Genomic DNA, 26,160 nt, shown 5'->3' with positions numbered 1-26,160 from the left:
CCGCGAATCCCATAAACACGTCTAACCACAGGAATAACGATGATCTTTCTTACCCGCAAAGCCGAGTTCTCCTCCGCCCACTTCTACTGGAACGAAGCGTGGTCGCCTGAAGAGAATCAACGCATCTTCGGTAAATGTGCCAATCGCAACGGTCACGGTCACAATTACACGCTCGAAGTCACAGTCGCAGGCTCGGTAGATGCCACCTCCGGCTTCGTCGTCGATCTAAAAGAGTTGAAGGACATCCTCGAGCGCGAGGTCGTCAGCGTCTACGACCATCGCCATCTCAACCTAGAAGTCCCCGAGTTCAAAACCACCATCCCCACGACCGAGAACATTGCCATCGCTATTTGGCAGCGTCTCGACAACAAGATTCCCCACGCCAGGCTGCACCGCGTCCGCGTCTACGAGATGCCCGATCTCTTTGCGGACTATTATGGAGAACCATGAACGCGCATCTCAATCGCCGCTACCACTTCAGCGCGTCCCATCGCCTCCATACCGAGGCGTATGACGCCGCGAAAAACCGTGCAGTCTTTGGGAAGTGCAACAATCCCCACGGCCACGGCCACAACTACACCGTGCAGGTAACCATGAGCGGTCCGGTCGATCCGTCCACCGGAATGGTCTGCAATCTTGCGGAGCTTGACGCCTTTGCACAAACAAATCTTCTCGCCCGATTCGACCACATGAACCTGAACACCCTGAATTGCTTTGCGAATATGGTCTCCACGACGGAGAATCTAAGTATCGAGATCTACCGCATCTTTCAACGCTTTCCCGCCGCCCACCTGGAGCGGGTTCACGTTGAGGAGACGAGTAACAACTCGTTCGACTACGCCGGCGACGCGACACCAACGCCAGGCACGATCTAAGAAAGGCCCGTCCTATGGCACGCACCTTGGCCACAATTGAGCCAGCATTGCTCGACACCGTTTCAACCCAGGATCTCTACCGCGAATTGCTTCTCCGTATCGGAGAAGATCCCACCCGGGATGGCCTGCTACGTACCCCCGAGCGCATGGAGAAGTCCATGGCATTTCTCACGCGCGGCTACACGATGAACATCACCGACGTCCTTCACGAGGCTCTCTTCGATGTCGACTACGACGAGATGGTCATCGTAAAAGACATCGAGTTCTTCTCGCAGTGCGAGCATCACCTTCTACCCTTCTTCGGCAAGGCACACATTGCGTACGTCCCAAACGGGAAGGTCATCGGACTGAGCAAAATCCCGCGTCTCGTCGATGTCTTCGCCCGAAGGTTGCAGGTTCAGGAGCGACTGACCCGTCAGATAGGCGAAGCCATCACCGATGCAATTCACCCGCAGGGCGTAGCCGTGATTCTCGAGGCGCAACATCTCTGCATGATGATGCGCGGAGTCGAAAAGCAACACTCCTCCACCGTCACCTCCGCCATGCTCGGCGTCTTCAAGACGCAGCTCCAGACGCGCAACGAATTCCTTTCTCTCGTTCGCCGGCAGGGAAGCGGCTTCTAGCAGCTAAACTGGAGACTGCATGAATGGTCTCCTTGTTCTCGATAAACCCTCCGGCATCACCTCGCACGACGTCGTCGCCATCGTCCGCCGGGCCACTGGCGAAAAGTCCATCGGCCATCTGGGCACTCTCGATCCCATGGCCACCGGTGTCCTGCCGCTGCTTCTCGGCAAATACACACGCCTGGCGCAGTTCTTCGGGCAGGCCGACAAACACTACACAGGCCACATCCGCTTCGGCTTCGCAACCGACAGCTTCGACGCAGACGGAACACCAGTGGGCGAGGTGCTTCCCCTGCGCCAGACGCTGGAAGAGCTGCAAACACTAAGCAAAAAATTTCACGGAGAGTTAGACCAGGTTCCCCCAATCTTCTCCGCGAAGAAGATCAACGGCGTCGCCGCCCACAAGCTGGCAAGAGCCGGTGTGGAGGTCGCGGTGAAGCCGGCCCGCATCACGATCCACAACTTCGAGCTAACCTCTCTCGAAGGCGACACTGCATCCTTTGTCATGTCTGTCTCTGCCGGCGGGTACGTCCGTTCCGTAGCCCACGAACTCGGCCAGTTGGCGGACTGCGGAGCGCATCTCTCCACCCTGCGAAGGACGCGTGCCGGAGCATTCTCTCTCGAGCACGCAATCACCATCGACCAATTGAAGACTGCCTCGCTAGCCGAACTTGAGGCGCTCTTGCCGCACCCGCGCACGCTGCTCCCCGAGATGCCCTCTGTCACCGTGGACGATCAGCTCGCCGGTCGCCTGCGAAACGGAATGCAGGTCAATCTCCCCGACTTCTCGCAGGCTCCACTGATCAAGGTATTCACCACTCCGACAGACTTGCTCGCAATCGCCCGCCGCATCGCCGGCACGCTGATGCAACCCATCGTCGTCCTCGGCTAGGCCCTACTTTTTCAGCAGAGGAGTCACAAGAGGCAGCACATTCTTCGCCACGATCTGATTCCCCGCACTCGTCGCATGAGTTCTATCAGCCTGCATCATCCCCTCCACGCCGAAGACGCCCTTCAGCAGAAACGGCAGTATTGGCACGTGGTACTTCGTTGCGAGCATCGCGTAGGTGTCGTTGAACTGCTTAATGTAATCGGGGCCGTAGTCAGGCGGCAGAGTAATTCCCGCGAGAACGACCTTCGTGCCACTGGCCTTCAGGGTGCCAACAATCCTATCCAGGTTTGTGCGTGAGTCTTCAATGCGAAGGCCGCGCAACCCATCATTCCCGCCAAACTCAACCACCACCACCACCGGCTTCAGCGCAAGCACCCGGTCGAGACGATCGACACCGTCCTTGGTGGTATTGCCGCTAATCCCCTCGTTAACGACGCGGTAGTTATATCCTTCGGCGGTCAGATCCGTCTGAAGATAGTCAGGATAGCTCTGCCCGAGGTCAGTTCCATATCCGGCAGTCAGGCTATCGCCGAAGCAGACGATGACCGGCCGCTTATCGTTCGTGGCTGCCGGTGAGGGCAGGGAAGCTGCATCCGGAGCCGCGCTTTCGGCAGCTGGCTGACTCGAATCCGCCACCTCAGACGGTTTCGTCGTTTTATCCGGGCGACAGCCACTCTGCGAAAGCGCCACTACCAAGAGAGACAAGACCGCTAGAATAGCTACAGATACTGTTCTCCGCATCTCTACAAAGTAACAAAACTGTTGCCGAAGAAGGAGAGTCCCCGAAGTTGACATCACCAACTCCCATGATCGCCGTCGAAGGTCTTCGCAAGTCGATCCGCAATGGTCCCCGCACGGTAGACATCCTCAAAGGACTTGACTTCACCATTCCACGCGGGCAGTTCGCCGCCATCATGGGTTCGAGCGGCAGCGGAAAGTCCACGCTCCTCGGCCTCTTGGCAGGGCTCGATACCCCCAGCGCCGGGAACGTCCACCTGAACGGCACCGCAATCAGCTATCTCCCAGAGGACAAGCTCGCCCAGGTCCGCGGCAAGACCATCGGCTTCGTCTTCCAGTCGTATCAATTGATCCCAACGCTGACAGCACTCGAAAACGTCCTCCTGCCGCACGAGCTCAACCACGACACCAAAGAAAGTGGCCTCACCCGCGCGCGTGACCTACTCGCCAGCGTTGGCCTCGGCGACCGCATGGACCACTACCCCGTCCAGCTCTCCGGCGGTGAACAGCAGCGAGTAGCCCTCGCCCGCGCCTTCATCCTCCGCCCGCCCATCGTCCTCGCCGACGAGCCCACTGGAAACCTCGACACCACCAACGGCGCCCACGTGCTCGAACTTCTCCTCAACCTGAATCGCACCGAAGGCACAACCCTCGTCCTCGTCACGCACGATCCAGTGCTCGCCTCCTACGCGAATCGGCGAATCACTCTGCGTGATGGCCTGATCATTGCCGACGAGATCAATCCCACCCCGGCCGAGACCTCCCGCGAAGCCGCCCTGACCGAGGGCTGATGGCGACCCTCTCCTATCGCTCCGCCGCGAAGATCGCCGCCCGCGAGATGCACTCCTCCCGCGGAAAGTTCTTCTTCGTCATCCTCTCCGTCGCCATCGGCGTCGCCGCACTCACCGGAGTACGCGGCTTCTCCTCGTCCTTCCGCAGCACTCTGCTCAATCGAGCTCGCAGCATCATGGCCGCCGATCTCTCCGCGAGAATGTTCCAGCAGCCAACGCCGGACCAGCAAAAGGCTCTGGACGAGATCGCAGCAACCGGCGTCGAGATCACCCCCGTCACCGAACTGCTCTCGATGGCGTCCTCCGCGAAGACTCTCGATCCGCTACTGGTCTCGCTCAAGTCGGTCGATCCCGCAAAGTACCCGTTCTACGGACAGGTCGAACTCGCCCCGTCCGCCCAACTGAAGACCGTACTCGACGCCAACACCGTTGCAGTGGCTGACGATCTCCTCGTTCGCTTGAACGTCAAAATAGGAGATCAACTCAAGATCGGCAAGCAGCTCTTTCGCATCGGGTCGGTCGTCGTCAATGAACCGGATCGTCTCTCAGGCAACTTCGCAGCTGGTCCACGCGTGCTCATCTCACGGGAGGGCCTGGACGCAAGCGGTCTTCTCGCACCCGGAAGCCACGCCGGACAGCGCTATCTCTTCAAGGTTCCTCCGCCGACTAACGGTGCACCCATCTCCGACAAAGCCGTAGCCGACCTGAAAGTGCGTTTAGAAAAGCTCCTTCCAGAGGCACAAATTATTGACTACCGCGAGACCAACCCGGCGCTCACGCAAGGTCTCGACCGCGCCACAAGTCTCCTGTCGCTGATGAGCCTCGTGGCCCTGGTGCTCGGCGCGATTGGTGTCGCCATGGCGATGCGAGCTCACCTGCAGCAGCGATTGGACACCATCGCAATCATGAAGTCGCTCGGCGCACGTTCAGGCCAGATCATCAAAATCTACCTCCTGCAGACGCTCTTGCTGGGGCTGGCTGGAGGCCTGCTGGGTGTAGCCTTCGGCGTCGCGGTGCAGCTCAGCTTTCCCCACCTGCTGGCCCGGCTCATTCACGTCGACACCGAGCTTCACCTCCAGCTTCGCACCGTCATCACAGGACTCGCAGCCGGCCTGCTCACGACTCTTCTCTTCACCCTGCCTCCGTTGCTCGATATCCGCGGAGTCCGTCCCATCCTGATTCTTCGCCGGGCAGTCGAAGACAACGATGACCCATTTGTGACTGCAGCGTGGCGCAAGATCACAAAAAATCTCGCACAAGTCGCGGCTGCCATACTCATCCTCGCAGGACTCGCCGCCATAGCAACCACACTGAGCGATTCGCTCGTAGTTGGCGAGGTCTTCTCGTTTGGCCTGGTAGCCGTCCTCGCGGTGCTGTTACTCGCTTCGGTAGCTGTGCTCGCCGGACTCCGCTTCTTCCTCACCAAAACCCGCCTCCATCTACCGTCCTCGCTTCGTCATGGACTCGCAAACCTCTATCGTCCAGGCAATCCCTCTGCTGCGTTGCTGGCCGCACTCGGGCTGGGTGTGATGCAGATCATGACGGTCTATCTCGTCCAGCAGGCCGTTGTCACGGAGCTCCACGTATCCGCCGCGCCCAACCTTCCCAACGTCTTCCTGATCGATATCACTAACGAAGAGATCAACGGAATTCGCACGCTGCTAAAGTCACAGCCCAGCGTCACTGCACCGCCGGAGCTCCTTCCCGTCGTCTCATCCCGCATCGTCGACATCGACGGTGTCCCCGCAAACGAGGCGAAGCTGAAGAACTTCCCAAAGCGAATGTTGCGATCGATCAGCCTGACCTGGTCTGCCGCCTCGCCTCCCGGAACCAAGACGGTAGAAGGAAACTGGTGGTCCGCAGACGAAAAGCGCCCGGTCGTCGCCGTAGAAAAACGTCAGGCGGACAGGCTAGGCGTTCATGTCGGCTCGCACATCACCTTCGCCGCACAAGACACCCAGTTCGTCGCAACGGTTGTCGCTCTCACCAAATCGGACGGCCAACATGCCTACTCGCGAGCGGAGTTTATCCTTCCGCAACCTGCCCTCGCCGGGCTGCCGGTCGTCTGGTATGGCGGCGTCCATGCCGACCCCAACCGCGTAGGTGAGCTGCAGCGGGCACTCTACAACTCTTACCCCACAGTCACCGTCATCAACGTAGCCCAGGCGCTAGAGACCGTAAGAGCAGTCGTCCTCCAGATTACCTACGTGATCCAGTTTCTCGCAGCGTTCTCCATCTTCGCCGGCATCGTCATCCTCGCCAGCTCGATCGCCGGAACCCGCTATCGCCGCATCCGCGAGGTCGTCGTCCTCAAGACTCTGGGTGCCACTCGAGCGCGCATCGCCACCGTATTCTCCATCGAATTCGCCGTCCTGGGGCTCGTCGCCGGCATCGTCGGCATACTCTTCGCGAACATCATCGCACGAGTGCTGCTCACAAGACTCACAGTCAGCTATCACTTCCAGTGGTTCTGGACGCTGGGCGCACTTCTCGGAACAGCTGCCCTCACCGTCGCAACCGGCTGGGTTGCGAGTCACCGCATTCTGGGAAAAAAACCGTTGGAAGTCCTTCGCGAAGAGTGATTAAAAGCCTTCCGTGCACGTACACGTATGTGAGATGATCTTGTCAATAACGTTAGGGATGCAGGTACTGTGAATGATGACATACAACGAACAGGCGCTGCGCCTTCATCAGCTGCGATTCGGTCTCGAGGGTAAGCTCTTCGCAGCTCCGGCTCGGGTCAATCTGATCGGCGAGCACACCGACTACACCGGCGGCCTGGTCATGCCCATGGCGATAGACTTTCGAACCGCCGCCGTCCTCAGTAAGAGAGAAGACCAACGCGCCGTTTTCTACTCGGCAAACTACGACGAAGAAGCCTCGTACGAAGTTGCCTCCCTGGAGCGCACTCCGAAGGGGCATTGGTCTGACTATCCCGCAGGCGTTGTGTGGTCTCTCCAACAGCAGGGCATCGCAGTAAGTGGCTTCAATATGACTCTCGCAGGAGACGTCCCTCTGGGAGCCGGACTAAGCTCTTCTGCCTCCGTCGAAGTGGCGACGGCGTTGGCACTCCTGGCCCATGCAGGAGCGAACTTGCCCCTCGAAAAACTCGCAAACCTCTGCCGTCGCGCCGAAAACGAGTACGTCGGCGCAAAGAGCGGCATCATGGATCAGTTCGTCGTCGCGGGTGCCGTAGCGCATCGCGCGATGCTGCTCGACTGCCGCTCCCTCACCTTCGAGCTTCTCCCCTTGCCGGACCAGGTGCGTGTGGTCATCTGCAACTCGATGGTGAAACACGCTGTGGCAACCGGCGAATATGGAGACCGGCGCGACGAGGTCGAGTCTGGCCAGGCCGTCCTGCAACACGAGCGGCCACACGTAAAACTGCTTCGTGACGCAACACTGAAAGATCTCGAAGCCTGCAAAAGCAAGATGTCCGCCGCCAGCTTCGCGCGATGCAAACACATCATCACAGAAAATCAACGCGTTTTAGATGCTCGGGAGGCGCTGTTGCACGAAGATATGAGGCAGTTTGGAAGCATCATGGTTGAGGCTCACAAAAGTATGCGCGATGACTTTGCCGCAAGCTGTAAAGAGGTCGATACGCTGGTTGAGATCGCCATGCAGCAGCCAGGGTGCTTCGGCGCTCGCATCACCGGGGGCGGATTCGGAGGATGTACCGTGAATGTCGTTCGCGCAGAGGCGGCGGAACAATTCGTCGCAACATTGAAAGACGAGTATGCAGCAAAGACCGGAATCTCCGCGCAGTGCTTCATCAGTGCTCCCTCCGACGGAGCGCTCGCCATGGCGGCAAACGGCGGTGTCGAGTGATTCCTTTAGCGCAGCAGAATCCTCACCGGCGATTCAATCCCCTCAAGCGCGAGTGGGTTCTGGTCTCTCCCCATCGCACACAGCGCCCCTGGCAAGGGCAAACCGAGACAAAGACCACAGAGGTCGCACTGACCTACGATCCAACCTGCTATCTCTGTCCGGGAAACGTACGCGCAGGCGGAGTGCGAACCGACAAATACGCCAGCACCTACGTCTTCGAAAACGACTTCGCCGCATTGAAGCCGGACGCCCCGCAGTTCTCGAGCGATGAAGGCAGCAAAGGCCTGCTCCTTGCCGAGGGAGAGAGCGGAGTATGCCGCGTCATCTGTTTTTCCCCGCGCCACGACCTCACACTGGCGAAGATGTCCGTACCCGAGATTCGCGCCGTCGTCGATGTCTGGAGCGAACAGTATGCAGAGCTCGGCGCACGCGACGACATCAACTACGTTCAGATCTTTGAAAATCGTGGGGCCATGATGGGGGCCAGTAATCCCCATCCCCACGGACAGCTCTGGGCCAGCCGTTCGATTCCCGACGAGGTCATCTCAGAGCTCGCCGGCCAGCGCGAATACCTCGAAAAAAATCATGCTGTTCTCCTGTGCGAGTACCAAAAGCTGGAAGAGTCGCGGGGCGAACGCGTTGTGTCGCAGAACGAGAGCTTCCTCGCGGTCGTTCCCTTCTGGGCTGTGTGGCCCTTCGAAGTGATGGTCCTGCCGCGCCGCCACGTCGCCACTCTGCAGGCATTCGCAGAGAAAGAGCGATCAGACTTCGCAGCCATCCTGCACGCGGTCACCGCAACCTACGATCAGGTCTTCGACACTCCGTTCCCGTACTCCATGGGCCTGCATCCCGCTCCATGCGACGGGGAGGAGCATCCGGAGTGGCAGTTTCACGCCCACTTTTACCCGCCTCTGCTTCGATCGGCCACCATCCGAAAGTTTATGGTTGGCTACGAACTACTAGGCTCTCCGCAGCGGGACATCACACCCGAATCCGCCGCCGAGACCCTTCGTCAAGCGAGTCTGCGAGCTTCCACTCAGTGAAGCCAGTGAAGCACAACTCCAGCGCCCAATAGAATATTGTTCTGGCGATTGTCTGCGGAGTTATTAAAACTGGTCATATAGTAGTCCGCCTGGATAAGGCGAACAGAGATTCCCATGGTCAACGGCAGGTCGACTCCGCCACCGAGGCGACCGGCAAAAGCAGAGGTGCCATCGGCCACACCGGCCATTCCACCGCCTGCATGCGCCCCTCCAACGAGCACTTGGGCGAACGGCTCAAGGGCGCGATCCCCATGCCTCCAGAATCGAGGAAGGCGATAACGGGCGCCACCAAGATAGGAAGTCAGCGTCAGCGATCTGCTGGAAGAGAGCGCATTGCTGGTGTGATCAACGCTGAACTCGGCAACCGCGGCCAATCGTCCTCCAAAGTTCCAAGAGCCGGAGATGCCGCCGCCATTCAACGGAAAGCATCCGCATCCTCCATTCGGAGGGGCGTTCGTATGAACCCAATGATAGGTCAACGCGGCATCTCCGCTATGGGTCGGTCCCCCGGAGATCGCCTGGGCCAAAGCCGTACCTGCCATCCCGATGATCCAAATACAGACTAATAAAAGCGATCGCATCTCTGGTTTCTCCTCGTCCGCCGTCAGTTGGACGGTGCAGTAATCGTGGCTGAGAGGTTGCTGATGACCGTTTGCTCGTCGAGAGCACCGGTAGAAGCGGTGAAGTAAAGGTAGGCCACAGGAGGAGCCGTTACGCTGCCTGAGAAAACCTGAACCCCATCCATCGTCACCGTCATCATGCCCTGCACAAGCGAGACCACATAGCTATGCGATACCGTGACACCAGCGGCCGCGAGCGGCGCGATATTCCTATTAAGGTTGAAGTAAGGATTCTCCCACAGAGCAGTCTCTCCCCTCCCTATACCGATGTAGGGAACAGGTGGATCGCCCGGATCGTGGTAATCGTCGAAGGCAAGCACGATCCCCGGAATTCCCTCCGCACCTAATCCCCCTCCAGTCGTTCCAATACTGTTGGTTGTCGCTCCCAGCGATGGATCGCCCAACACCATCGCAAAGCCATCCGCCGGCGGACTGCTTGAGTCACTAGTGGTTATCGTGAAACTAAGTTGAATGTTGCCGGTGGAGATGAGGTTCGGCCAGACGATCTCCCCGCGTTGACCCGTAGTCGCAGCGACCAGTTGAATCGAACAGTCTGGCGTAGGCGGAAGGGCATTGCCAATCAACTTCCAACCAGAGCACAGATTGCCGATACCAGTTAGAGTTCCGACGAACAGGGAAGCCGAGTTGCTCGTAACCGCGGGAGAACTTCCGTTGCTCACCACCACATAGAAGACCGAACCGGAGTCGGAAGCAACCGTCGAAGGCTGCGTATAGGTCGCACTCGTTGCTCCCGGAATCGCAGAGAAAGTAGCGCTGCCCGGTGCTGCCTCAAACCACTGGTAGGTCAAAGGAAGCGTCGAAGTAGCCGTCACTGAGAAGGTACCCGGATCTCCCACGTTGACGTAATCATTTACCGGCTGCTTCGTAATCTGGATCCCAGTCCCAACCGACAGCGTGGCAGTCTGAGACAGCGCCGTCCCATAGGCGTTACTGACGATGACATAGTAGCCGTCCTGATCATTGCTGATGTTGGTCGCAGTCGTCGGCAGAGTGTACGAGGCGGAGGTTGCGCCCGAGACCGCAATACCGTTCACGCTGCCCGCAGGTATCTGGTACCACTGATACGTGAGCGTAGGCGATCCAGCCGCAACCACAGTGAACGTGGGCGTGCTGCCAATCGCCACCGTCTGGCTTACAGGTTGCGTAATGATCGTGGGCGGGTCATTGCCGGAGACGATGGTCAACGTCGCCGAAGCGCTTGTAAGCACGCTTCCGCAGCTGTCTGTGACCGTGGCGTAGTACTTCGTGCCGCTAGGATTCGTGTTCGCTGCTACGGGCGTCGTATACGTGCTAGAGGTAGCTCCGGCGATCGCAACTCCTGTCGAGCTGCCTGGAGCAATCACGTACCACTGGTAGCTGAACGGAGCGTCTCCCTCAGCCGCAACCGAGAACGTGGCGGTCTGCCCCCCCGAGGCCGTCTGCCCCGCGACGATCGTCAGGCTCACCGGATTCGAGGTAATCGTAGTTCCGACCACCACCTTGATGACATTCGAGGTGACACTGCCCGCGGCATTTGTAACCGTGACCGAATAGCTGCCGACATCCATCGCCACTGCGCTGGGGATAAAGTAGCTCGAGCTGGTAGCCCCGGCAATCGGCGACCCGTTGAAGAACCACTGATACGTCGTTGCATACATCGCGACGACAGAAAGAGTGGTCGAGGCATTGTTGCAGAGATTCACGCCGGAGGGTTGCGTCGTGATCACCGGCACACTAACGGTTACGCTCGTGGTCGTCGAAACAGAAGGCTCATCGACACTGGTAGCTGTAATCGTGTAGGTCCCGACTGTGTTTGGAGAGGTCCATACATTACCGGCAAAGCTTCCTGCGCTGGCCGTCCATATCAAGCCATTCGTAGCGCCCCCGGAGGCAGTCGCGGTAAAGGTCTGAGTCCCGGGAGCAATCGTCGCATTCGCTGGTGAGATCGGCGAGATCGTCACACTCGTCGGTGTAACCGTGCACGTGGCCGAAACAACCGCACCTCCCGTGCCCGTGACCGACAGCGTGTACGTCTTAGCCGAGGTCAGCAGCGGAGTCGAATAGGAGCTGCCGCTGACTGCCGACGACGTGATATCGCTACTCCCCACGCCAGTCGATCCGAGGACTGCCGCGCCGCCCGAGAAGGTAGGAGTCAGAGTCGCAGAGGAGTTGTACGGCGGAGTGGACGAGCCACAAGCCAGACTGGCAGCCAAAGGTATGACCGTCAGAGTAGCCGGATTACTCGTGGCTGCCCCAGCCGCATTGGTTACAGTCACCGTAAACAGCGAGTTGTTATCGCCGATCACCGTCGCAGGCGTGGTGTAGCTGCTCGAAGTCGCGCCGGGGATCAAAGTCCCGTTCTTGGACCACTGGTAGGTAAGCGGAGCGGTCCCAGAAGCCGTAACGCTGAAGGTCGCGGTCTGGCCCACCTGTACGGTCTGGTTTGCCGGCTGGCTGATCACAAGCGGAGCGTTCGGCGGCACGGTCGTTGAACCGACAGCCACCGTCAGAGTGGCCGGTGTACTAGTCACGCTGCCCGCTGCATTTGTAACCGTCACGGTAAACACTGAACCACTATCGGTGCTCGCAGCCGCCGGCGTCGTGTAGGTGCTCGAAGTCGCTCCGGGGATCGCCGTTCCGTTGTCGAACCACTGATACGTAAGGGGCCCGGTTCCCGTCGCGGTAACGCTGAACGTCGCGGTCTGTCCCACATTCACGGTCACGCTTACCGGCTGTTTCGTAATGGTCGGAGCTTGACCATAGTAGCCATTCCATCCTCCACCGCAAGCAGTCATCACCAGCAGTGCAAGCGTCGCAGTCAGAAGCCGTATGCCTCCCGACCGGCGCCTGATCCAGCTGCCTGATCGTCGATCGTCCGCCAAAACAGTAAGGCGCGACTGGAACAGTGGCGAGGCGACAAGCGAATTAAGGAATGCGGCTACGTTAACCATCGGGGCTCCTGGGCGGATCGCAAATTTTTGTCAGCGCGGGCCCATCACCCTCGCAGACAGCTCGATGCATGCAGAAAAAGAAACAAGCGTTCCAGGCCCAACGATCAGCAAAAGGTGAATCTCCAGCAAAGATACCCGCAAACCCGCGCAAGTTCTCTACACCTTCCGTGCTACTCCCACCCACGACCCGGCCATGAAGTTGCTACAGCGTAATCATTGGCGAAATCAATCAACAGCCGGAATCAAGAAAGAGCAGAGACGCTCGTTCAGCGCACCTAAAATCCTCTTACCAGGAAGTCAGAGCAATTTGATTGGGCTCACAATTGCAATATACGTGCTGCCGTCTCAGGATTTGTAACCAGAAGGAGGGCTTAGATGACTGACCAGGTTCCCCTCAAAGGGAGTTTCATCAGCTTCCTCAGCGCTGCAATTTTTACAGGCATAATGTTTACCGTACCGTCACAATCATCCTCGTAGGAGCCTCAGGCTGCGCTCGCGGTTGCGAATCCCCACTACATCACCGCCACTCGATCCGTCGTTGTCGACGCGCCTGTCGATCGCGTCTGGGCAAGGGTCGGCGGTTTTTGCAACATCACGGAGTGGATGAACTCCCCCGAGTGGGAGGATTGCCGATACCTGCAAGGTAGTGGTGCTCCAGGCAGCGTGCGCTCGAGGCGCGATCCATCGAAGACGGCAAAACGGAAGACGGCAAAACCACCTTGTACTACACGCTCGTCTGGGACAACTCCACGGAGCCGGACGACGCTGCACGACAAAGTCAGGAGGATCGATACCTAAAACTCTTCAGCAAGATGCTGCGCAACATGAAGAAGCTCTCCGAGGGAAAGTCTCTCACCCGCGAAGATAAACAATCTCCCGACACCCCATAGCCGCCGACAAGTAGTTTCTATGTTTGGATACCGCAAATTTTTCCTTTTATGCTAGTTTGTAAGAGAAACATTCTGGGTGCCCGCGAGGGCATAAAAGGGAAGCCGGTGTAAGTCCGGCATGGTCCCGCCACTGTAATCAGGAAAAGACTCTTCACGAGCCACTCAGTCCATCGGGGAAGGCGAAGAGTCAGGAGCCGCTCAACAGCAGCTTCGCCTGTAAGTCAGGAGACCTACCCAGGAGAAGTCGTGATTCTACCCCGCGTGGAAACGGGGGCGATCGCTCACTCATCCTGAGCCTAGCCTGATTACCACGCCTTTCTCGAGGCGAACGTGCTCTTATTGAAGTCAATCTCTCCCGCAGCCAGAGTGCTTCTAGCGAAACTGGCACTCGCATTCCTCTTACTCATCGCATCGCTTCTTCACGCAGCAACCGGCGGCAGCATCTCCGGCGCCATCACCGACCAGAGCGGCGCCGTAGTCATAGGAGCAGCCCTCAAGCTGGTCAACACCGCCCAGCAGACGACCTACAACGCAGTCTCCGACAAGCAGGGCTTCTACACCTTCCCAAATCTACCCGTAGGCCACTACGACCTCGACATCGCCGCCGCAGGCTTCAACACACAGCGAAAAGCCAACCTGTCCGTAGACGCCGACTCCGCCCTCCGCGTCAACGCCTCCCTCGAAATCGGCACACGCTCCGACGTCGTCACCGTCACCAGCGAGGTCGGCGTTCAGGTTGACACCACCGCAACCCACCTCGGCGAAGTCGTCTCCAGCGAACAGATGACCACCATCCCCCTCAACGGCCGCAGCTACACCGACCTGCTCGCCATCCAGCCCGGCGTCGCCCCCGTCTCCACCCTCCTGCCAAGCTCTGTCATCATGGCCGGCGTCACCGGTGGCATCGACCCCTCCGGCGACGCAAACCCCGGCAACCTCTCCATCAACGGCCAGCGCGAATCCTCCAACGGCTTCCTGGTCAACGGAATCGACGTCGAGGAGCCCATGAACGGCGGCACCGCCGTCATCCCAAATCTGGATTCCATCGAAGAGTTCCGCGTCCTCACCGCCAACTTCGATCCCGAATATGGCAACTACAACGGCGGCATCATCACCGTAGTCAGCAAATCCGGAGCCAACCACCTTCACGGCAAAGCCTTCGAGTTCTTCCGCAACACCAACCTCGACGCCAGGGGCTACTTCGATCAAACCCGCGCCGCCTACAACCAAAATCAGTTCGGCGGCACCATCGGCGGCCCCATCAAGCGCGACCAGATCTTCTTCTTCGCCGACTACCAGGGAACCCGAACCACCCAAGGCGTCTCCACCGGAAACATCTCCGTCCCCTCACTCGCCCAACGCACCGGCACCTTCAACGACCTCGCCGGATCCGTCAGCGGCCCCTACCTCGCATCCCTGCTCAGCCAGCAGCTAGGCCGCACCATCACCGCCGGCGAACCCTACACTAGCGTCTTTCCCGATGGAAACATCCCCGAAAGCGCATGGTCCGCTCCTGCAAGAAATCTCCTCCCCTACATCCCCTCCCCGAACGTAGGCCAGAACCAGTTCTCCACCTCTGCCTTCTCGCAAACCGTCCGCGACGACAAAGGCTCCGCACGCATCGACGCCAACACCCGCATCGGTCAGCTCTCCGCCTACTACTTCCTCGACGACTACAACCTCGACAACCCCTACCCTGGCTCCGTCGCTGGAGCAAGCATCCCCGGCTTCGACGCCCTCTTCATCGGCAGAGCGCAACTCTTCTCCGTAGGAGATACAAAAGCCATCGGCACGAACACCGTCAACGAATTTCACGCAGGCTATCTGCGCAACGCCAACATCGTCGGCCAGCCGAAGGGAGGCCTCGGCGTCAGCCTCGCATCTCAGGGCTTCACCACCGGCGCGAATACTCCAGGCATCGTCGTCCAGGCTCCGCAGTTCGAAGGCGTCGAAAACATCACCTTCCCCACCTTCGTCATGGGTGTCCCCATCACGAACATCACCCAGGTCAACAACACCTTCTACCTGAGCGATGGCGTCTCGCGATCCATCGGCGCACACACCCTCAAGCTCGGCGTCCAGTTCCACATTGACCAGGTCAACGAGCATCCCAACGCCACCTTCAACGGCACCTTCAACATCAACGGCACCGAGACCGGAGACCCCTACGCCGACTTCCTCCTCGGTACGCCAAGCAACTTCACCCAATCCTCCGGCCAGCCCTTCTATCTGCGCAATCACTACCTCGGCCTCTACGTGCAAGACAGCTGGCGCGCCCGCCGAGACCTCACCATCAACGCCGGCCTCCGTTGGGACCTCATCGCACCCTGGTCCGAAAAATACAATCAACTCCAGACCTACATCCCCGGAGAACAATCAACCCTCTATCCCGGAGCCCCCGAAGGCTTCGTCGTCGCCGGCGATCCAGGCGTTCCCAAAACCATCGCTCCCACAGGCTACAAAAACTTCGCCCCGCGCATTGGCTTCGCCTACTCCCCAAAGTTCAGCGACGGCTTTTGGAGCAAGATCTTCGGAGCCAGCGGCCAGTCCAGCATCCACGCCAGCTACGGCCTCTTCTACACCGCCTTCCCCGGCCTCTCCGCAGGAATCATGTACTCCGTCCCGCCCTTCGGCTTCAACTACCTCAGCCCCGCTCCACCATTACTCGCAACGCCCTTCATCACCGCCGCCACCGGCGTCAACAACGGCCAACGTTTTCCCTTCCCGTTCCCCTCGCACTCAGTCTCCCGCACCAACCCCGACACCTCGGTCAACTGGGTCAACTTCACACCCATCGCGGCAGACCCCTTCTTCTACTACCGCAACCGCGCTCCCTACACCAGCAGCTACATGCTCTCCCTCCAGCGTCAGATCACGGGCCACACGCTACTCACCGTCAGCTACGTCGGCAATCAAGGCCACCGCATCCTCACCCTCGTCTCCGCCAACCCCGGCAACCCCGCGCTCTGTCTCAGCCTCAACGGCTGCGGCCCCTTCGGCGAAGACTCCACCTACACCAACAGTGCCGGTCAAACAGTGCAGGGAACTCGCGTATGTCAGGGCCCCAACTATGGCGAAAACACAGCCGACAAATCCGCAGCCAGCTCCAACTACAACGCCCTCGAAACCACCCTCCGCTACCAGCATCACGGCTCGCAGTTCCTCCTCAGCTACACCTACGCCAAATCCATCGACCAGGGCTCAAGCCTCGGCGAACAACTCAACCCAATCGACCCACGCCAAAGCCGCACCATCTCCGCCTGGGACCTCAAGCACAACTTCGTCGGCAGTTACACCTGGGCCCTTCCCATCGCCTCTCTCCTCCACAAGAGCAATCGCCTCACCGAAGAGTGGAGCCTCTCCGGCACCATTCGCTTCGCTACCGGCTTCCCCGTCACCTTATTCGACAACTCCGACAACTCTCTCCTCGGCACTCTAGGCAACGGAGCCAACAACTATCTCCTCGACACCCCGCAGTACCTCCCGGGCGCGCTCAAGATCAACACCAACGGACGCAACGGCCGCCCAGCCTTTAACACCGCTCTCTTCCCGGAAGAAAACCTCGGCCAACTCGGAGACGCCAGGCGCCGCATCTTCTACGGCCCCGGCATCAACAACTTCGACATGGCCCTCCAGAAGAATCTCCGCTTCGCCGAGTCAAAGTCCCTGGAGTTCCGCCTCGAATCCTTCAACACCTTCAACCACACCCAGTTCTACGGCCCCGCCTCCGTCGATGGACAAGTAGAAGACACGCAGAACTTCGGCAAGATCGTCAGTGCCGCAGCCCCGTGTCTCGTCCAGCTAGCCGCCAAGTTCTCGTTCTAAAAATAAGCGCGAGCGCAGAAACCTGCTCCCTGCGTTTGTCCACTGCATAGATTCCTGGAATTGGGGGGGTATATCTCTACGCTCGCATCGACACGGCCTTACAAGCTAATGACGACGCCTCACGACGCGCTTATTCGACACGTAACTCGACAGGTTGCAAAAGCACGAGTGCTTTTCGCTCAAAATCCTTGTGTTGATTGGTGTCCCCGATGGGATTCGAACCCATGTTATCGCCGTGAAAGGGCGGTGTCCTGGGCCGGGCTAGACGACGGGGACGCACCAGGCAGAGGGCGTACCCAGCACCCTCACCACCTCTAACGCTAACAAGCAGGCCATGCTCTGTCAAAAACTGGCGCGCCTCGCTCCCACACGGCATACTGGTAACGATGCCCACGCAACTCCAAACGATCCAACCGAGTGCCACGCCATCGACTCCCCGCAGCTTCAAATATCTTGACGCCCTCACCACCGCCTTCGTCGTCATCCTGCTCGTCTCGAACCTCATCGCGCAAAAGGTCTGCCTCCTCGGGCCAGTCGCGATCGGCAGCTGGTCCATCGGCCCCTTCGCGGTCAGCGGAGCCGTTCTCCTCTTCCCCATCACCTACATCTTTGGAGACGTCTTCACCGAGGTCTACGGCTTTGCCGCCTCCCGCCGGGCCATCTGGCTGGGCTTCTTCGGCACCGCCCTCCTCTATCTCATCGGAGCCATCGTCATCGCGCTGCCCTCCGCCCCCGGATGGCGCAACCAGCAGGCCTTCTCAACGGTCTTCGGCTTCATCCCGCGCATCCTGGCCGCCAGCCTCATCGCCTTCTGGGCCGGCGAGTTCGCCAACTCCTACACCATGGCGCGCCTCAAGCTCTTCACCAACGGACGCAAACTCTGGACCCGCACCATCGGCTCCACCATCGTCGGCCAGGCCGTCGACACAGTCCTCGTCATCACCCTCACCTTCGGCGGAATCTATCCCGTCCGCATCCTCCTCAACATTATGGTTACCGGCTACGCCCTCAAGGTCGGATACGAGGTCCTCGCTACCCCGATCACGTATCTTGTCATAAACTGGCTCAAACGAGCCGAACACGCCGATGCGTTCGATCGTCATCAAAGCTTCAACCCCTTTTCCTTTGCGCAAAAGAGCAGTTTGGACGCCTGACACGCTCTCCTGGAACGGATTAGGACGCATTAGAAACTCTTTTCGATGCATATTCCGAACCCTTCACGGGGACGTAGTCATCTAAAATGGAAATCCTGAGTCGTAGCCAGTAAGATGTTGATCCGCAGAATCTTGCGTCGTAATTCTTCCTGCCCACCGCTTATTGCAACTCGTCTGGTGGCTTGTCTTCGAAGTCGTCGCTTGTGAAGGAGAAGTTCTGTGCCCCTGATTTTGAGTACCCCCCGCGTCCTCCCGGTGCTTGTCGTTGCGGCCGCATGCCTGGTCGCAGGTTGCAAGTCTGCCCCGCCCCCTCAGCCGCCTCCGCAGGCCATGCCCGTAAAGGTTGCGCCGGTATCGTTGTCGTCTGTGCCCACCTCCGACACCTACGTCTCCACCATCAAGAGCCGCCGCTCCTCCACCATGCAGCCGCAGGTCGACGGCAACCTGGTCAAGATCTTCGTCAAGTCCGGCCAGACCGTCAAAGCCGGTCAGGTGCTCATGCGCATCGATCCCCTCAAGCAGATGGCCAGCGTCCAGTCCCAGCAGGGAACTCAGGCGCAGAAGAAGGCCCTCTACGACTACAACAAGATCGAAGTCGAGCGCCAGCGCAAGCTCTTCGAGGCGGGAGTCGTCTCGCGCGACACCTACGACCAGGCCAATCAGGCCTATGAAAACTCCAAGGCCGACTACGAGTCCAACCAGGCCCTCACCGACACCCAGAAGCAGCAGCTCGCCTACTACGACATCCGCGCCCCCTTCAACGGTGTCGTCGGCGACATCCCCGTTCACCTCGGCGACTACGTCTCCCAAACCACGCTGCTCACCACCGTAGATGAGATCGCCGACCTCGAAGCGTACATCTACATTCCCACCGAACGCGCCAGCAGCATTCGCAAAGGCCTTCCGGTAGAGATCCTCGACAGCGCCGGCAACGTCCTGGTCAAAACCGTCGTCGACTTCATCTCGCCACAGGTCGACAACGGCCTGCAAAGCATCCTCGCCAAGGCAAGCGTCCCACGCACTGCGGACATCCTTCGCAACCAGCAGCTGGTCAAGGCCCGCATCACCTGGAGCAGCGCGCCTGCCCCCACAGTCCCGGTCCTCGCCGTCAGTCTCATCGGCGGCCAGACCTTCGTTTACGTCGCAACCCCGAAAGGGGACGGATACATCGCCCATCAAGTCCCGGTTACGGTTGGCGAAACCCTCGGTAACACCTATCCCATTCTTGGTGGTCTCAAGACGGGAGAAAAAGTCATCACCTCCGGCCTGCAGTTTCTGCAGGAAGGTGCGCCGGTCAAGCCTCTCGGTTAAGCAACGGGATTCTTCCCATCCTGCGGAGTCCGTCTGGGCTCCGCACAGTTTCACGCTCCACCCCGGGGCCAGCCGTTCCGGTTAGAGGTCAGCCTTGTTCGTAGACTTTTTTATTCGTCGTCCGATCTTCGCCACGGTCTGTGCGCTTCTCATCGTGCTCGCGGGCGCGGTCTGCATCCCGAGCCTTCCGATCTCGCTCTATCCGGATCTCGCGCCCCCCCAGGTCGTCGTCAGCAGCAACTACATCGGCGCCAACTCCAAGGACGTCGAATCCGCCGTCACCATCATCCTCGAGCAGGCCATCAACGGTGTCGAAGGCATGCGGTACATGAGCTCCACCAGCTCCAATGACGGCACCTCGTCCATCATCATCACCTTCCAGACCGGGTACAACCTCGACATCGCAGCCGTCGACGTGCAGAATCGCGTCGCAACCGTTCAAGGCCGTCTACCCGCCACAGTCAACAACACCGGTATCAGCATCACTAAGGCAAGCTCGAACTTCATCTTCGCCGCCGGCTTCATCTCGCCCGATCACTCCCTCTCTCAGGCCTTCATCTCCAACTACCTCGACGTCTACGTCAGCGATGCCCTCAAGCGCGTCCCCGGCGTCGGCGCGGTCCTCATCTTCGGCGAGCGCAAGTACGCCATGCGTCTCTGGATCGACCCGACCCGCCTCGCCGCCCGCGGCCTCACCGCACTCGACGTCACCAATGCCCTTGCCCAGCAGAACGTAGAAGTCCCCGCCGGCCAGCTCGGCCAACCTCCGGCTGATCCTAAACAGCAGTTTCAGATGGCAGTCCGAGTCTTAGGCCGCTTCGACGATCCCAAGCAGTTTGACAACATCGTCATCAAAAACAATCCCACTGCAGGCGGCGTCGTCCTCTTCAAAGACATCGGCCGAGCGGAGCTAGGCGCTGAAACCTACAGCACCGCTCTCAAATACTCCGGCGGAGACGCCATCGGCGTCGGTGTCCAGCAGCTCTCCAACGCCAACGCCCTCGACGTAGACAAGAAGTGCCGCGCCGTCCTCGAAGAGCTCCAGAAAAACTTCCCCCCCGGCATGAAGGGCATCATCGCCGTCGACACCACCCTCGTCATCGGCGAGTCCGTCCACGAAGTCGTCACCACCATCGGCGAAGCCATCATCATCGTCGTCATCGTCATTTTCCTCTTCCTGCAGGACTGGCGCGCCACCATCATCCCCGCCGTCACCATCCCCGTCTCGCTCATCGGCACCTTCGCCTTCATCAAGATCTTCGGCTTCAGCATCAACTCGCTCACCCTCTTCGGCATCACCCTCGCCACAGGTCTAGTCGTCGACGACGCCATCGTCGTCATCGAAAACGTGCAGCGCCACCTCTCCGGCCACGCCGTCATCCCAGAGCGGCACGAGCTCAGCGAACCCGACCCCTACGCCCCCGACACCCTCGCCGAAGAGAAGCACGGCTCCGGAATGGCTCAGACCTCCTCCGATCCCCACAAGGCCACCAGCATCGCCATGGCCGAGGTCACCAGCGCCGTCATCGCGACCTCGCTCGTCCTCATCTCGGTCTTCATCCCGGTCAGCTTCTTCCCCGGAACCACCGGCATTCTCTACAAACAGTTCTCGCTTACCATCGCCTTCTCCATCGCCATCTCGGCCTTCAACGCCCTCACTCTCTCGCCTGCGCTGGCTGCCATTCTCCTGCGTCCCGAACAGAAGAAGACCGGCATCATGGGGCTTCTCCTCAACCCCATCGAAGCCATCATCCAGTGGGTCATCCGCACCTACGCGAAGGTCGTCACCTTCGTCGTCCGCATCCGCTACGTCATGCTCTTGTTCTTCGTCGGAGCCCTCGCGGCCACGGCGTTCATGTACAACTACGTCCCCACCGCCTTCATCCCGCAGGAAGACCAGTCCTACTTCCTCATCATCGTGCAGACGCCTCCCGGAGCCTCGCTCAGCTACACCACCGAGTTTGCCGACCGCGTCTCCGATGTAGTTCGCAAGAACGACGGCGTCTTCGGCACCTTCTCCGTTATGGGCTTCTCCCTCGCCGGCGGCAGCTCACCAAACTCCGGCCTCATCTTCGCGCCACTCAAGCCCATCAATGACCGCACAAAAATGGGCGACAAGTTCACCGCAAGAAACATCGTCCGCGACGTCGGACCCAAGCTCTTCGGCGTTCCCGGCGGTGTCGCCTTCGCCGCAGAACCCCCCGCCATCGCCGGCCTCGGCACCGTCGGAGGCTTCCAGTTCATCCTGCAGGACGCAGGCCGCAACACCTTCGACGACATCGCCCGCGTCGCCCACACCCTCGTCGCCCAAGGCAACACCCCAGGCTCCGGCCTCATCGCCATGAACACGCAGTTCACCTCCAACGACCCGCAGCTTCAGGTCACCATCGACCGCCAGAAGGCCGAGACCATCGGCGTGCCCTTTACGCAGATCACCGCCGCCCTCGGCACCTTCATGGGCTCCAGCTACATCAACGACTTCAACTTCAACAACCGCTCCTACCGCGTCTACGTCCAAGCCGACCAGCAGTTCCGCCGCAACGCGGGCGATCTCCGCCAGTACTACGTCCGCTCCAACACCGGCCAGCTCATCCCGCTCGACAACCTCGCCACCGTCCAGCAGATCTCCGGCCCCCAGGTCATCAACCACTACAACCTCTTCCGCTCCGCCGAGATCGACGGCTCACCCGCCCCCGGCCTCAGCTCAGGTCAGGGCAATGCCACCATGGTCAAGCTCTTCGAGAAGAACAAACTCCAGGGCATGACCTACTCCTGGACCGGCCTCGCCCTCGAAGAAGTTGAGTCCGAAGGCAAGGCCATCATCATCTTCGGCCTCGGCCTGCTCGTCGTCTACCTCACCCTCTCGGCCCAGTACGAGTCCTTCGCGCTGCCGTTCATCATCCTCCTCGCCGTCCCCATGGCCATCCTCGGCGCGCTCTCCCTCGTCTCCCTCCGCGGCCTGGTCGATGACGTCTACGTCCAGATCGGCCTCGTCATGCTCATCGGTCTCTCCGCAAAAAACTCGATCCTCATAGTCGAGTTCGCCGAGCAGCTCCTCGCGCAGGGCCGCACCATCACCGAAGCCGCCATCGAAGCTGCCGAACTCCGCCTCCGTCCCATCCTGATGACCTCCATCGCCTTCATCCTGGGCGTAGGTCCTCTCTACTTCGCCACGGGCGCCGGAGCCTACGGCCGTCACTCGGTCGGCACAGCCATCGTCGGAGGCATGGTGCTCTCCACCATCCTCAACCTCTTCTTCATCCCGGTCCTCTATGTCATCTTGAAGACCATCCTCGGCAAGTTCTCAGGCAAGAAAACCGTAGCCCCAAGCAGGGAACTGCCCAGCCACTAAGAGACTCTCGTCCTGCCGGACGGGCCCACTGCGCGTGGGGCGGTCACTTCGTGACGCGTATACCGGTCGAGGCAGCACATAACACTCACGGTCCTCCCGTTGGTCAGCACGAACTTCATTCTGCGACCAACGGGAGCACCAAGCGAAGCGGTATACCCCCCACGAAGTGGGCGCTGCCCGCGTAGGGTGCCCGTCCGGCAGGACACGAGCTATCATGTGCTCCATGGCAAAACAAAGCATCGCAGCCCACAAGAGCTGGCTCCCCGACGCCAACCACGCCACCACCGACTTCCCCCTCACCCATCTCCCCTACGCCGCCTTCACCCGCGAAGGCCAGCAACACCTCTGCGTAGCCATCGGCTCCCACCTCCTCGACCTCCACGCCTGCGCCTCCTCCGGCCTGCTCCCCCCCACCCTCACCGAGGCCTGCCAGTCCCCAACCCTCAACCTGCTCATGTCCCAGGGCCCTCGATCCTGGGCTCTCCTCCGCAAAACCCTCACCACCCTCCTCCACGCCGACGCAAAGCCTGAGCACAAGGAAAAAGCCGAAGCCGCCCTCCACTCCATCGCCGGATCGACCTTCCAAAAACCAGTCCACATCCCCAACTACACCGACTTCTACGCCTCCATCCACCACGCCACCCGAGCCGGCCAGCTCTTTCGCCCCGACCAGCCTCTCCTCCCCAACTACAAGCACATCCCCATCGGCTATCACGGCCGAGCTTCCTCCTTCCTCGTAAGCGGCGAACCCATCGTCCGGCCCATCGGCCAAACCCGCCCGTCCGCCGAAGAAGTCCAACCTAACTTCCTTCCCACCAGCAAGCTGGACTACGAACTGGAACTGGCACTTTACATCGGCCAGCCCAACACCCAGGGCGTCCCCATCCCCATCTCCAGCGCCGCCGACCACATCTTCGGCATCAGCCTCCTCAACGACTGGTCCGCCCGCGACATCCAGTCCTGGGAGTACCAACCCCTCGGCCCCTTCGTTGCAAAAAACTTTGCCACTAGCATCTCCCCCTGGGTCACCCCCATACCCGCGCTCGAACCCTTCCGAGTCCCCGCCGCCCCCCGTCCCGCCACCGACCCAAAGCCCCTCCCTTATCTTCACTCAACCGCCGATCAAAAGAGCGGAAGCGTGAATGTATTACTTGAAGTATTCATCCTGACGAAAAGAATGAAAGCCAATAAACTCCAGCCGTTCCTCCTCAGCGAATCCAACCCGCAAGACCTCTACTGGACCCCAGCGCAGCTCATCGCCCACCACACCAGCAACGGCTGCAACCTCCAGGTCGGCGACATCCTCGCCACCGGCACCATCTCCGGCCCCGCCCAGGCCTCCGCCGGCTGCCTCCTCGAGCTCACCCACAACGGAGCCCAACCCCTCCTCCTCCCCACCGGCGAAACCCGCACCTTCCTCGAGGACGGCGACGAGATCATCCTCCGCGGCTCTTGCAAATCCCCCGGCCACCCCCGCATCGGCCTTGGCGAGTGCCGCGCCACCATCCTCCCCGCCCGTGTCTGACAAGCATTACTCACTCTCCACTTTTCCTTGCCGCTTCGTTAGTGGCTTGAGAAAATCATGCGCGTGAAGCGATTCCTTCTAGCCGTACGTCTGACTGTCGAAGCCATTTTCGGAACTATATGTCTGGTTGATCTGCTGTTGCTTCCTGGAATATGGAAGGACAGGGATCACGTCGCGCTGGCACTCGGCGAGCTGTTCGGTGTCGTTGTGGTCATTTTGATTGGCATTCTTTGCTTTAAGGATGTTGTGAGGATTGCCCGAGTCCTAAAGGCAACTCCTTCCGATTCATTGCCAAATTCTAATTAGCCATCGCCCACCACCTACCCGCCTAGCCAACCCCCTCCCGCTTGAACTATCCTCATCCTGCACCGCGGGCCGCCACGCTCGCCGAACCGGAGATACGCTCATGGCAACACACGCCCCAACAAAGCCCCAGACAACATCAGAATCCACCCCCGACTTCCTCCCCCTCAAAGGCACCGACCACGTCGAGTTCTACGTCGGCAACGCCCGCCAGGCCGCCTACTTCTACCGTGCAGCCTTCGGCATGTCGCTGGTCGCCTACTCCGGCCCCGAGACCGGTCAGCGCGACCGCGCCAGCTACGTCCTCCAGCAGGGTAAAGTCCGCTTCGTCCTCACCACCGCCCTCCGCACCGACTCCGACATCGCCCGCCACGTCGACAAGCACGGCGACGGCGTCCACTCCATCGCCCTCTGGGTCGACGACGCCCGCCAGTCCTGGCTCGAGACCACCAGCCGCGGCGCCCGCAGCATCCAGCCCCCCACCGACGCAAGCGACGCCAACGGCAGCGTCACCACCTCCAGCATCGCCGCCTACGGTGACACCATCCACACCTTCGTCGACCGGACCCACTACGCCGGCCCCTTCCTCCCCGGCTACCACGCCGTCAAGCACGACCACATCGCCCGCCCCGTCGGCCTCCTCCACATCGACCACATCGTCGGCAACGTCGGCTGGAACTCCATGAACCAGTGGGTCGACTTCTACCGCGACGTCATGGGCTTCGGCCTCTACCAGCACTTCGACGACAACGACATCTCCACCGAATACTCCGCTCTCATGTCCAAGGTCATGGCCAACGGCAACGGCTACGTCAAGTTCCCCATCAACGAGCCAGCCGAAGGCCGCCGCAAGTCCCAGATCGAGGAGTACCTCGACTTCTACCAGGGCCCCGGCGTCCAGCACATGGCCCTCGCCACCAGCGACATCCTCGCCACCGTAGCCGCCATGAAGCAGCAGGGCGTCGACTTCCTCACCGTCCCCCACTCCTACTACACCGAGCTGCAAACCCGCATCGGCAAGATCGATGAGCCCATCGACGAACTCGAAAAACTAGGCATCCTCGTCGATCGCGACAACGAAGGCTACATGCTCCAGATCTTCACCAAACCAGTAGAAGACCGCCCCACCGTCTTCTACGAGATCATCCAGCGCAAGGGCAGCCGCAGCTTCGGCAAGGGCAACTTCAAAGCCCTCTTCGAGGCCATAGAAAGAGAACAGGAACTGCGCGGTAATCTTTAGAGAACAAGAGCTGTAGGATCACTTCGTAACGCGTATACGCTTCCCGCGGTCGGAATCATCTTCTCCATCGCGACCAACGGGAGCGTCAAGCGAAGCGGTATACACCCCACGAAGTGGGCGCTCGAATCGGGGTCCCCGCGAACAGGTCTTCGTTCGTGGGGTGGCAAGCGTAGTGGGCCCGTCCGGCAGGACAGAA

At 60.0% G+C, this 26,160-nt stretch carries 19 protein-coding genes, 1 tRNA gene and 1 riboswitch; of the genes, 16 read left to right on the top strand and 4 right to left on the bottom strand.

What is annotated here, in order from left to right; all coding sequences use genetic code 11:
* Window positions 1-39 precede the first annotated feature (39 nt).
* Genes HDF09_RS04345 through truB form a run of 4 tightly spaced genes read left to right on the top strand, consistent with a single transcriptional unit; the run spans window position 40 to window position 2,390 of the window.
* Entirely contained in the window at window positions 40-450 is a 411-nt protein-coding gene (locus tag HDF09_RS04345) for a 6-pyruvoyl trahydropterin synthase family protein (protein WP_183761934.1), read from the top strand.
* Window positions 447-875, top strand: a complete 429-nt coding sequence (locus HDF09_RS04340; RefSeq protein ID WP_183761931.1) for a 6-carboxytetrahydropterin synthase — start codon at window positions 447-449, stop codon at window positions 873-875. Before HDF09_RS04345 ends, HDF09_RS04340 begins: the two co-directional genes overlap by 4 nt.
* 14 nt (window positions 876-889) lie before the next feature.
* A complete protein-coding gene (folE, locus tag HDF09_RS04335) occupies window positions 890-1,498 on the top strand; it encodes a GTP cyclohydrolase I FolE (RefSeq protein ID WP_183761928.1) in 609 nt (202 codons plus the stop codon).
* 19 nt (window positions 1,499-1,517) lie between these two features.
* Complete coding sequence (truB, locus tag HDF09_RS04330) at window positions 1,518-2,390, top strand: tRNA pseudouridine(55) synthase TruB (protein WP_183761925.1); 873 nt, start codon at window positions 1,518-1,520, stop codon at window positions 2,388-2,390.
* 3 nt (window positions 2,391-2,393) lie between these two features.
* Here the strand turns inward: truB and HDF09_RS04325 are convergent, their stop codons facing one another.
* Complete coding sequence (locus HDF09_RS04325; RefSeq protein WP_311718640.1) at window positions 2,394-3,026, bottom strand: arylesterase; 633 nt, start codon at window positions 3,024-3,026, stop codon at window positions 2,394-2,396.
* A 170-nt stretch (window positions 3,027-3,196) separates the two neighbouring features.
* Between HDF09_RS04325 and HDF09_RS04320 the strand changes: the two genes are divergently transcribed.
* From HDF09_RS04320 to HDF09_RS04305, 4 genes are all read left to right on the top strand, one after another.
* Window positions 3,197-3,919, top strand: a complete 723-nt coding sequence (locus tag HDF09_RS04320; protein ID WP_183763337.1) for an ABC transporter ATP-binding protein — start codon at window positions 3,197-3,199, stop codon at window positions 3,917-3,919.
* Window positions 3,919-6,501 (top strand): ABC transporter permease, encoded by a 2,583-nt coding sequence (locus tag HDF09_RS04315; protein WP_183761919.1) that lies wholly within the window; start codon window positions 3,919-3,921, stop codon window positions 6,499-6,501. Before HDF09_RS04320 ends, HDF09_RS04315 begins: the two co-directional genes overlap by 1 nt.
* A gap of 73 nt (window positions 6,502-6,574) precedes the next feature.
* Entirely contained in the window at window positions 6,575-7,750 is a 1,176-nt protein-coding gene (galK, locus tag HDF09_RS04310) for a galactokinase (protein WP_183761916.1), read from the top strand.
* On the top strand, window positions 7,747-8,793 hold the full coding sequence (locus tag HDF09_RS04305; RefSeq protein ID WP_183761913.1) for a UDP-glucose--hexose-1-phosphate uridylyltransferase: 1,047 nt from the start codon (window positions 7,747-7,749) through the stop codon (window positions 8,791-8,793). Before galK ends, HDF09_RS04305 begins: the two co-directional genes overlap by 4 nt.
* On the opposite strand, the gene HDF09_RS04300 is transcribed toward HDF09_RS04305, so the two are convergent.
* Both HDF09_RS04300 and HDF09_RS04295 read right to left on the bottom strand, forming a co-directional pair.
* Window positions 8,787-9,335, bottom strand: a complete 549-nt coding sequence (locus HDF09_RS04300; protein WP_183761910.1) for a hypothetical protein — start codon at window positions 9,333-9,335, stop codon at window positions 8,787-8,789. The genes HDF09_RS04305 and HDF09_RS04300 overlap by 7 nt on opposite strands.
* A 62-nt stretch (window positions 9,336-9,397) precedes the next feature.
* On the bottom strand, window positions 9,398-12,364 hold the full coding sequence (locus tag HDF09_RS04295) for an immunoglobulin domain-containing protein (protein ID WP_183761908.1): 2,967 nt from the start codon (window positions 12,362-12,364) through the stop codon (window positions 9,398-9,400).
* Window positions 12,365-12,880: 516 nt separating this feature from the next.
* On the opposite strand from HDF09_RS04295, the gene HDF09_RS21245 reads away from it, so the two are divergent.
* The 3 genes from HDF09_RS21245 to HDF09_RS04280 all read left to right on the top strand — a co-directional run bounded on the left by HDF09_RS21245 (window position 12,881) and on the right by HDF09_RS04280 (window position 17,079).
* Complete coding sequence (locus tag HDF09_RS21245; RefSeq protein WP_183763334.1) at window positions 12,881-13,162, top strand: SRPBCC family protein; 282 nt, start codon at window positions 12,881-12,883, stop codon at window positions 13,160-13,162.
* Entirely contained in the window at window positions 13,084-13,254 is a 171-nt protein-coding gene (locus tag HDF09_RS04285; protein WP_183761905.1) for a hypothetical protein, read from the top strand. The genes HDF09_RS21245 and HDF09_RS04285 overlap by 79 nt, the downstream gene beginning before the upstream one ends.
* A gap of 57 nt (window positions 13,255-13,311) precedes the next feature.
* Window positions 13,312-13,506, top strand: a riboswitch (cobalamin riboswitch).
* A gap of 114 nt (window positions 13,507-13,620) precedes the next feature.
* Window positions 13,621-17,079 carry a TonB-dependent receptor gene (locus tag HDF09_RS04280; RefSeq protein ID WP_311718637.1) on the top strand — a complete coding sequence of 1,153 codons (3,459 nt, stop codon included), beginning with the start codon at window positions 13,621-13,623 and terminating at the stop codon, window positions 17,077-17,079.
* A gap of 198 nt (window positions 17,080-17,277) precedes the next feature.
* Here HDF09_RS04280 and HDF09_RS04275 read toward each other — a convergent pair.
* A tRNA-Glu gene (locus tag HDF09_RS04275) sits at window positions 17,278-17,355 on the bottom strand.
* Between the two features lie 110 nt (window positions 17,356-17,465).
* On the opposite strand from HDF09_RS04275, the gene HDF09_RS04270 reads away from it, so the two are divergent.
* The 5 genes from HDF09_RS04270 (at window position 17,466) to hppD (ending at window position 25,964) form a co-directional block, all read left to right on the top strand.
* On the top strand, window positions 17,466-18,233 hold the full coding sequence (locus tag HDF09_RS04270) for a queuosine precursor transporter (protein ID WP_183761899.1): 768 nt from the start codon (window positions 17,466-17,468) through the stop codon (window positions 18,231-18,233).
* Window positions 18,234-18,452: 219 nt separating this feature from the next.
* Window positions 18,453-19,544, top strand: a complete 1,092-nt coding sequence (locus HDF09_RS04265) for an efflux RND transporter periplasmic adaptor subunit (protein WP_311718634.1) — start codon at window positions 18,453-18,455, stop codon at window positions 19,542-19,544.
* A 94-nt stretch (window positions 19,545-19,638) separates the two neighbouring features.
* A complete protein-coding gene (locus tag HDF09_RS04260; protein WP_183761896.1) occupies window positions 19,639-22,896 on the top strand; it encodes an efflux RND transporter permease subunit in 3,258 nt (1,085 codons plus the stop codon).
* Between the two features lie 223 nt (window positions 22,897-23,119).
* Window positions 23,120-24,421, top strand: coding sequence for a fumarylacetoacetase (gene fahA, locus HDF09_RS04255; RefSeq protein WP_183761893.1), 1,302 nt, complete (start codon window positions 23,120-23,122; stop codon window positions 24,419-24,421).
* A gap of 406 nt (window positions 24,422-24,827) precedes the next feature.
* Complete coding sequence (gene hppD / locus HDF09_RS04250; protein ID WP_183761890.1) at window positions 24,828-25,964, top strand: 4-hydroxyphenylpyruvate dioxygenase; 1,137 nt, start codon at window positions 24,828-24,830, stop codon at window positions 25,962-25,964.
* Window positions 25,965-26,160 lie beyond the last annotated feature (196 nt).

This window comes from Edaphobacter lichenicola (assembly GCF_014201315.1).
GTDB lineage: Bacteria > Acidobacteriota > Terriglobia > Terriglobales > Acidobacteriaceae > Edaphobacter > Edaphobacter lichenicola_B.
This window is presented reverse-complemented; position numbering and strand designations above follow the sequence as displayed.

Bases quoted from the DNA above. Each gene is read 5' to 3' on its own strand.
- HDF09_RS04345 (WP_183761934.1), top strand. From the start codon at position 40: ATGATCTTTCTTACCCGCAAAGCCGAGTTCTCCTCCGCCCACTTCTAC.
- HDF09_RS04340 (WP_183761931.1), top strand. From the start codon at position 447: ATGAACGCGCATCTCAATCGCCGCTACCACTTCAGCGCGTCCCATCGC.
- folE (WP_183761928.1), top strand. From the start codon at position 890: ATGGCACGCACCTTGGCCACAATTGAGCCAGCATTGCTCGACACCGTT.
- truB (WP_183761925.1), top strand. From the start codon at position 1,518: ATGAATGGTCTCCTTGTTCTCGATAAACCCTCCGGCATCACCTCGCAC.
- HDF09_RS04320 (WP_183763337.1), top strand. From the start codon at position 3,197: ATGATCGCCGTCGAAGGTCTTCGCAAGTCGATCCGCAATGGTCCCCGC.
- HDF09_RS04315 (WP_183761919.1), top strand. From the start codon at position 3,919: ATGGCGACCCTCTCCTATCGCTCCGCCGCGAAGATCGCCGCCCGCGAG.
- galK (WP_183761916.1), top strand. From the start codon at position 6,575: ATGATGACATACAACGAACAGGCGCTGCGCCTTCATCAGCTGCGATTC.
- HDF09_RS04300 (WP_183761910.1), bottom strand. From the start codon at position 9,335: ATGGCAGGTACGGCTTTGGCCCAGGCGATCTCCGGGGGACCGACCCAT.
- HDF09_RS04295 (WP_183761908.1), bottom strand. From the start codon at position 12,364: ATGGTTAACGTAGCCGCATTCCTTAATTCGCTTGTCGCCTCGCCACTG.
- HDF09_RS04270 (WP_183761899.1), top strand. From the start codon at position 17,466: ATGCCCACGCAACTCCAAACGATCCAACCGAGTGCCACGCCATCGACT.
- fahA (WP_183761893.1), top strand. From the start codon at position 23,120: ATGGCAAAACAAAGCATCGCAGCCCACAAGAGCTGGCTCCCCGACGCC.
- hppD (WP_183761890.1), top strand. From the start codon at position 24,828: ATGGCAACACACGCCCCAACAAAGCCCCAGACAACATCAGAATCCACC.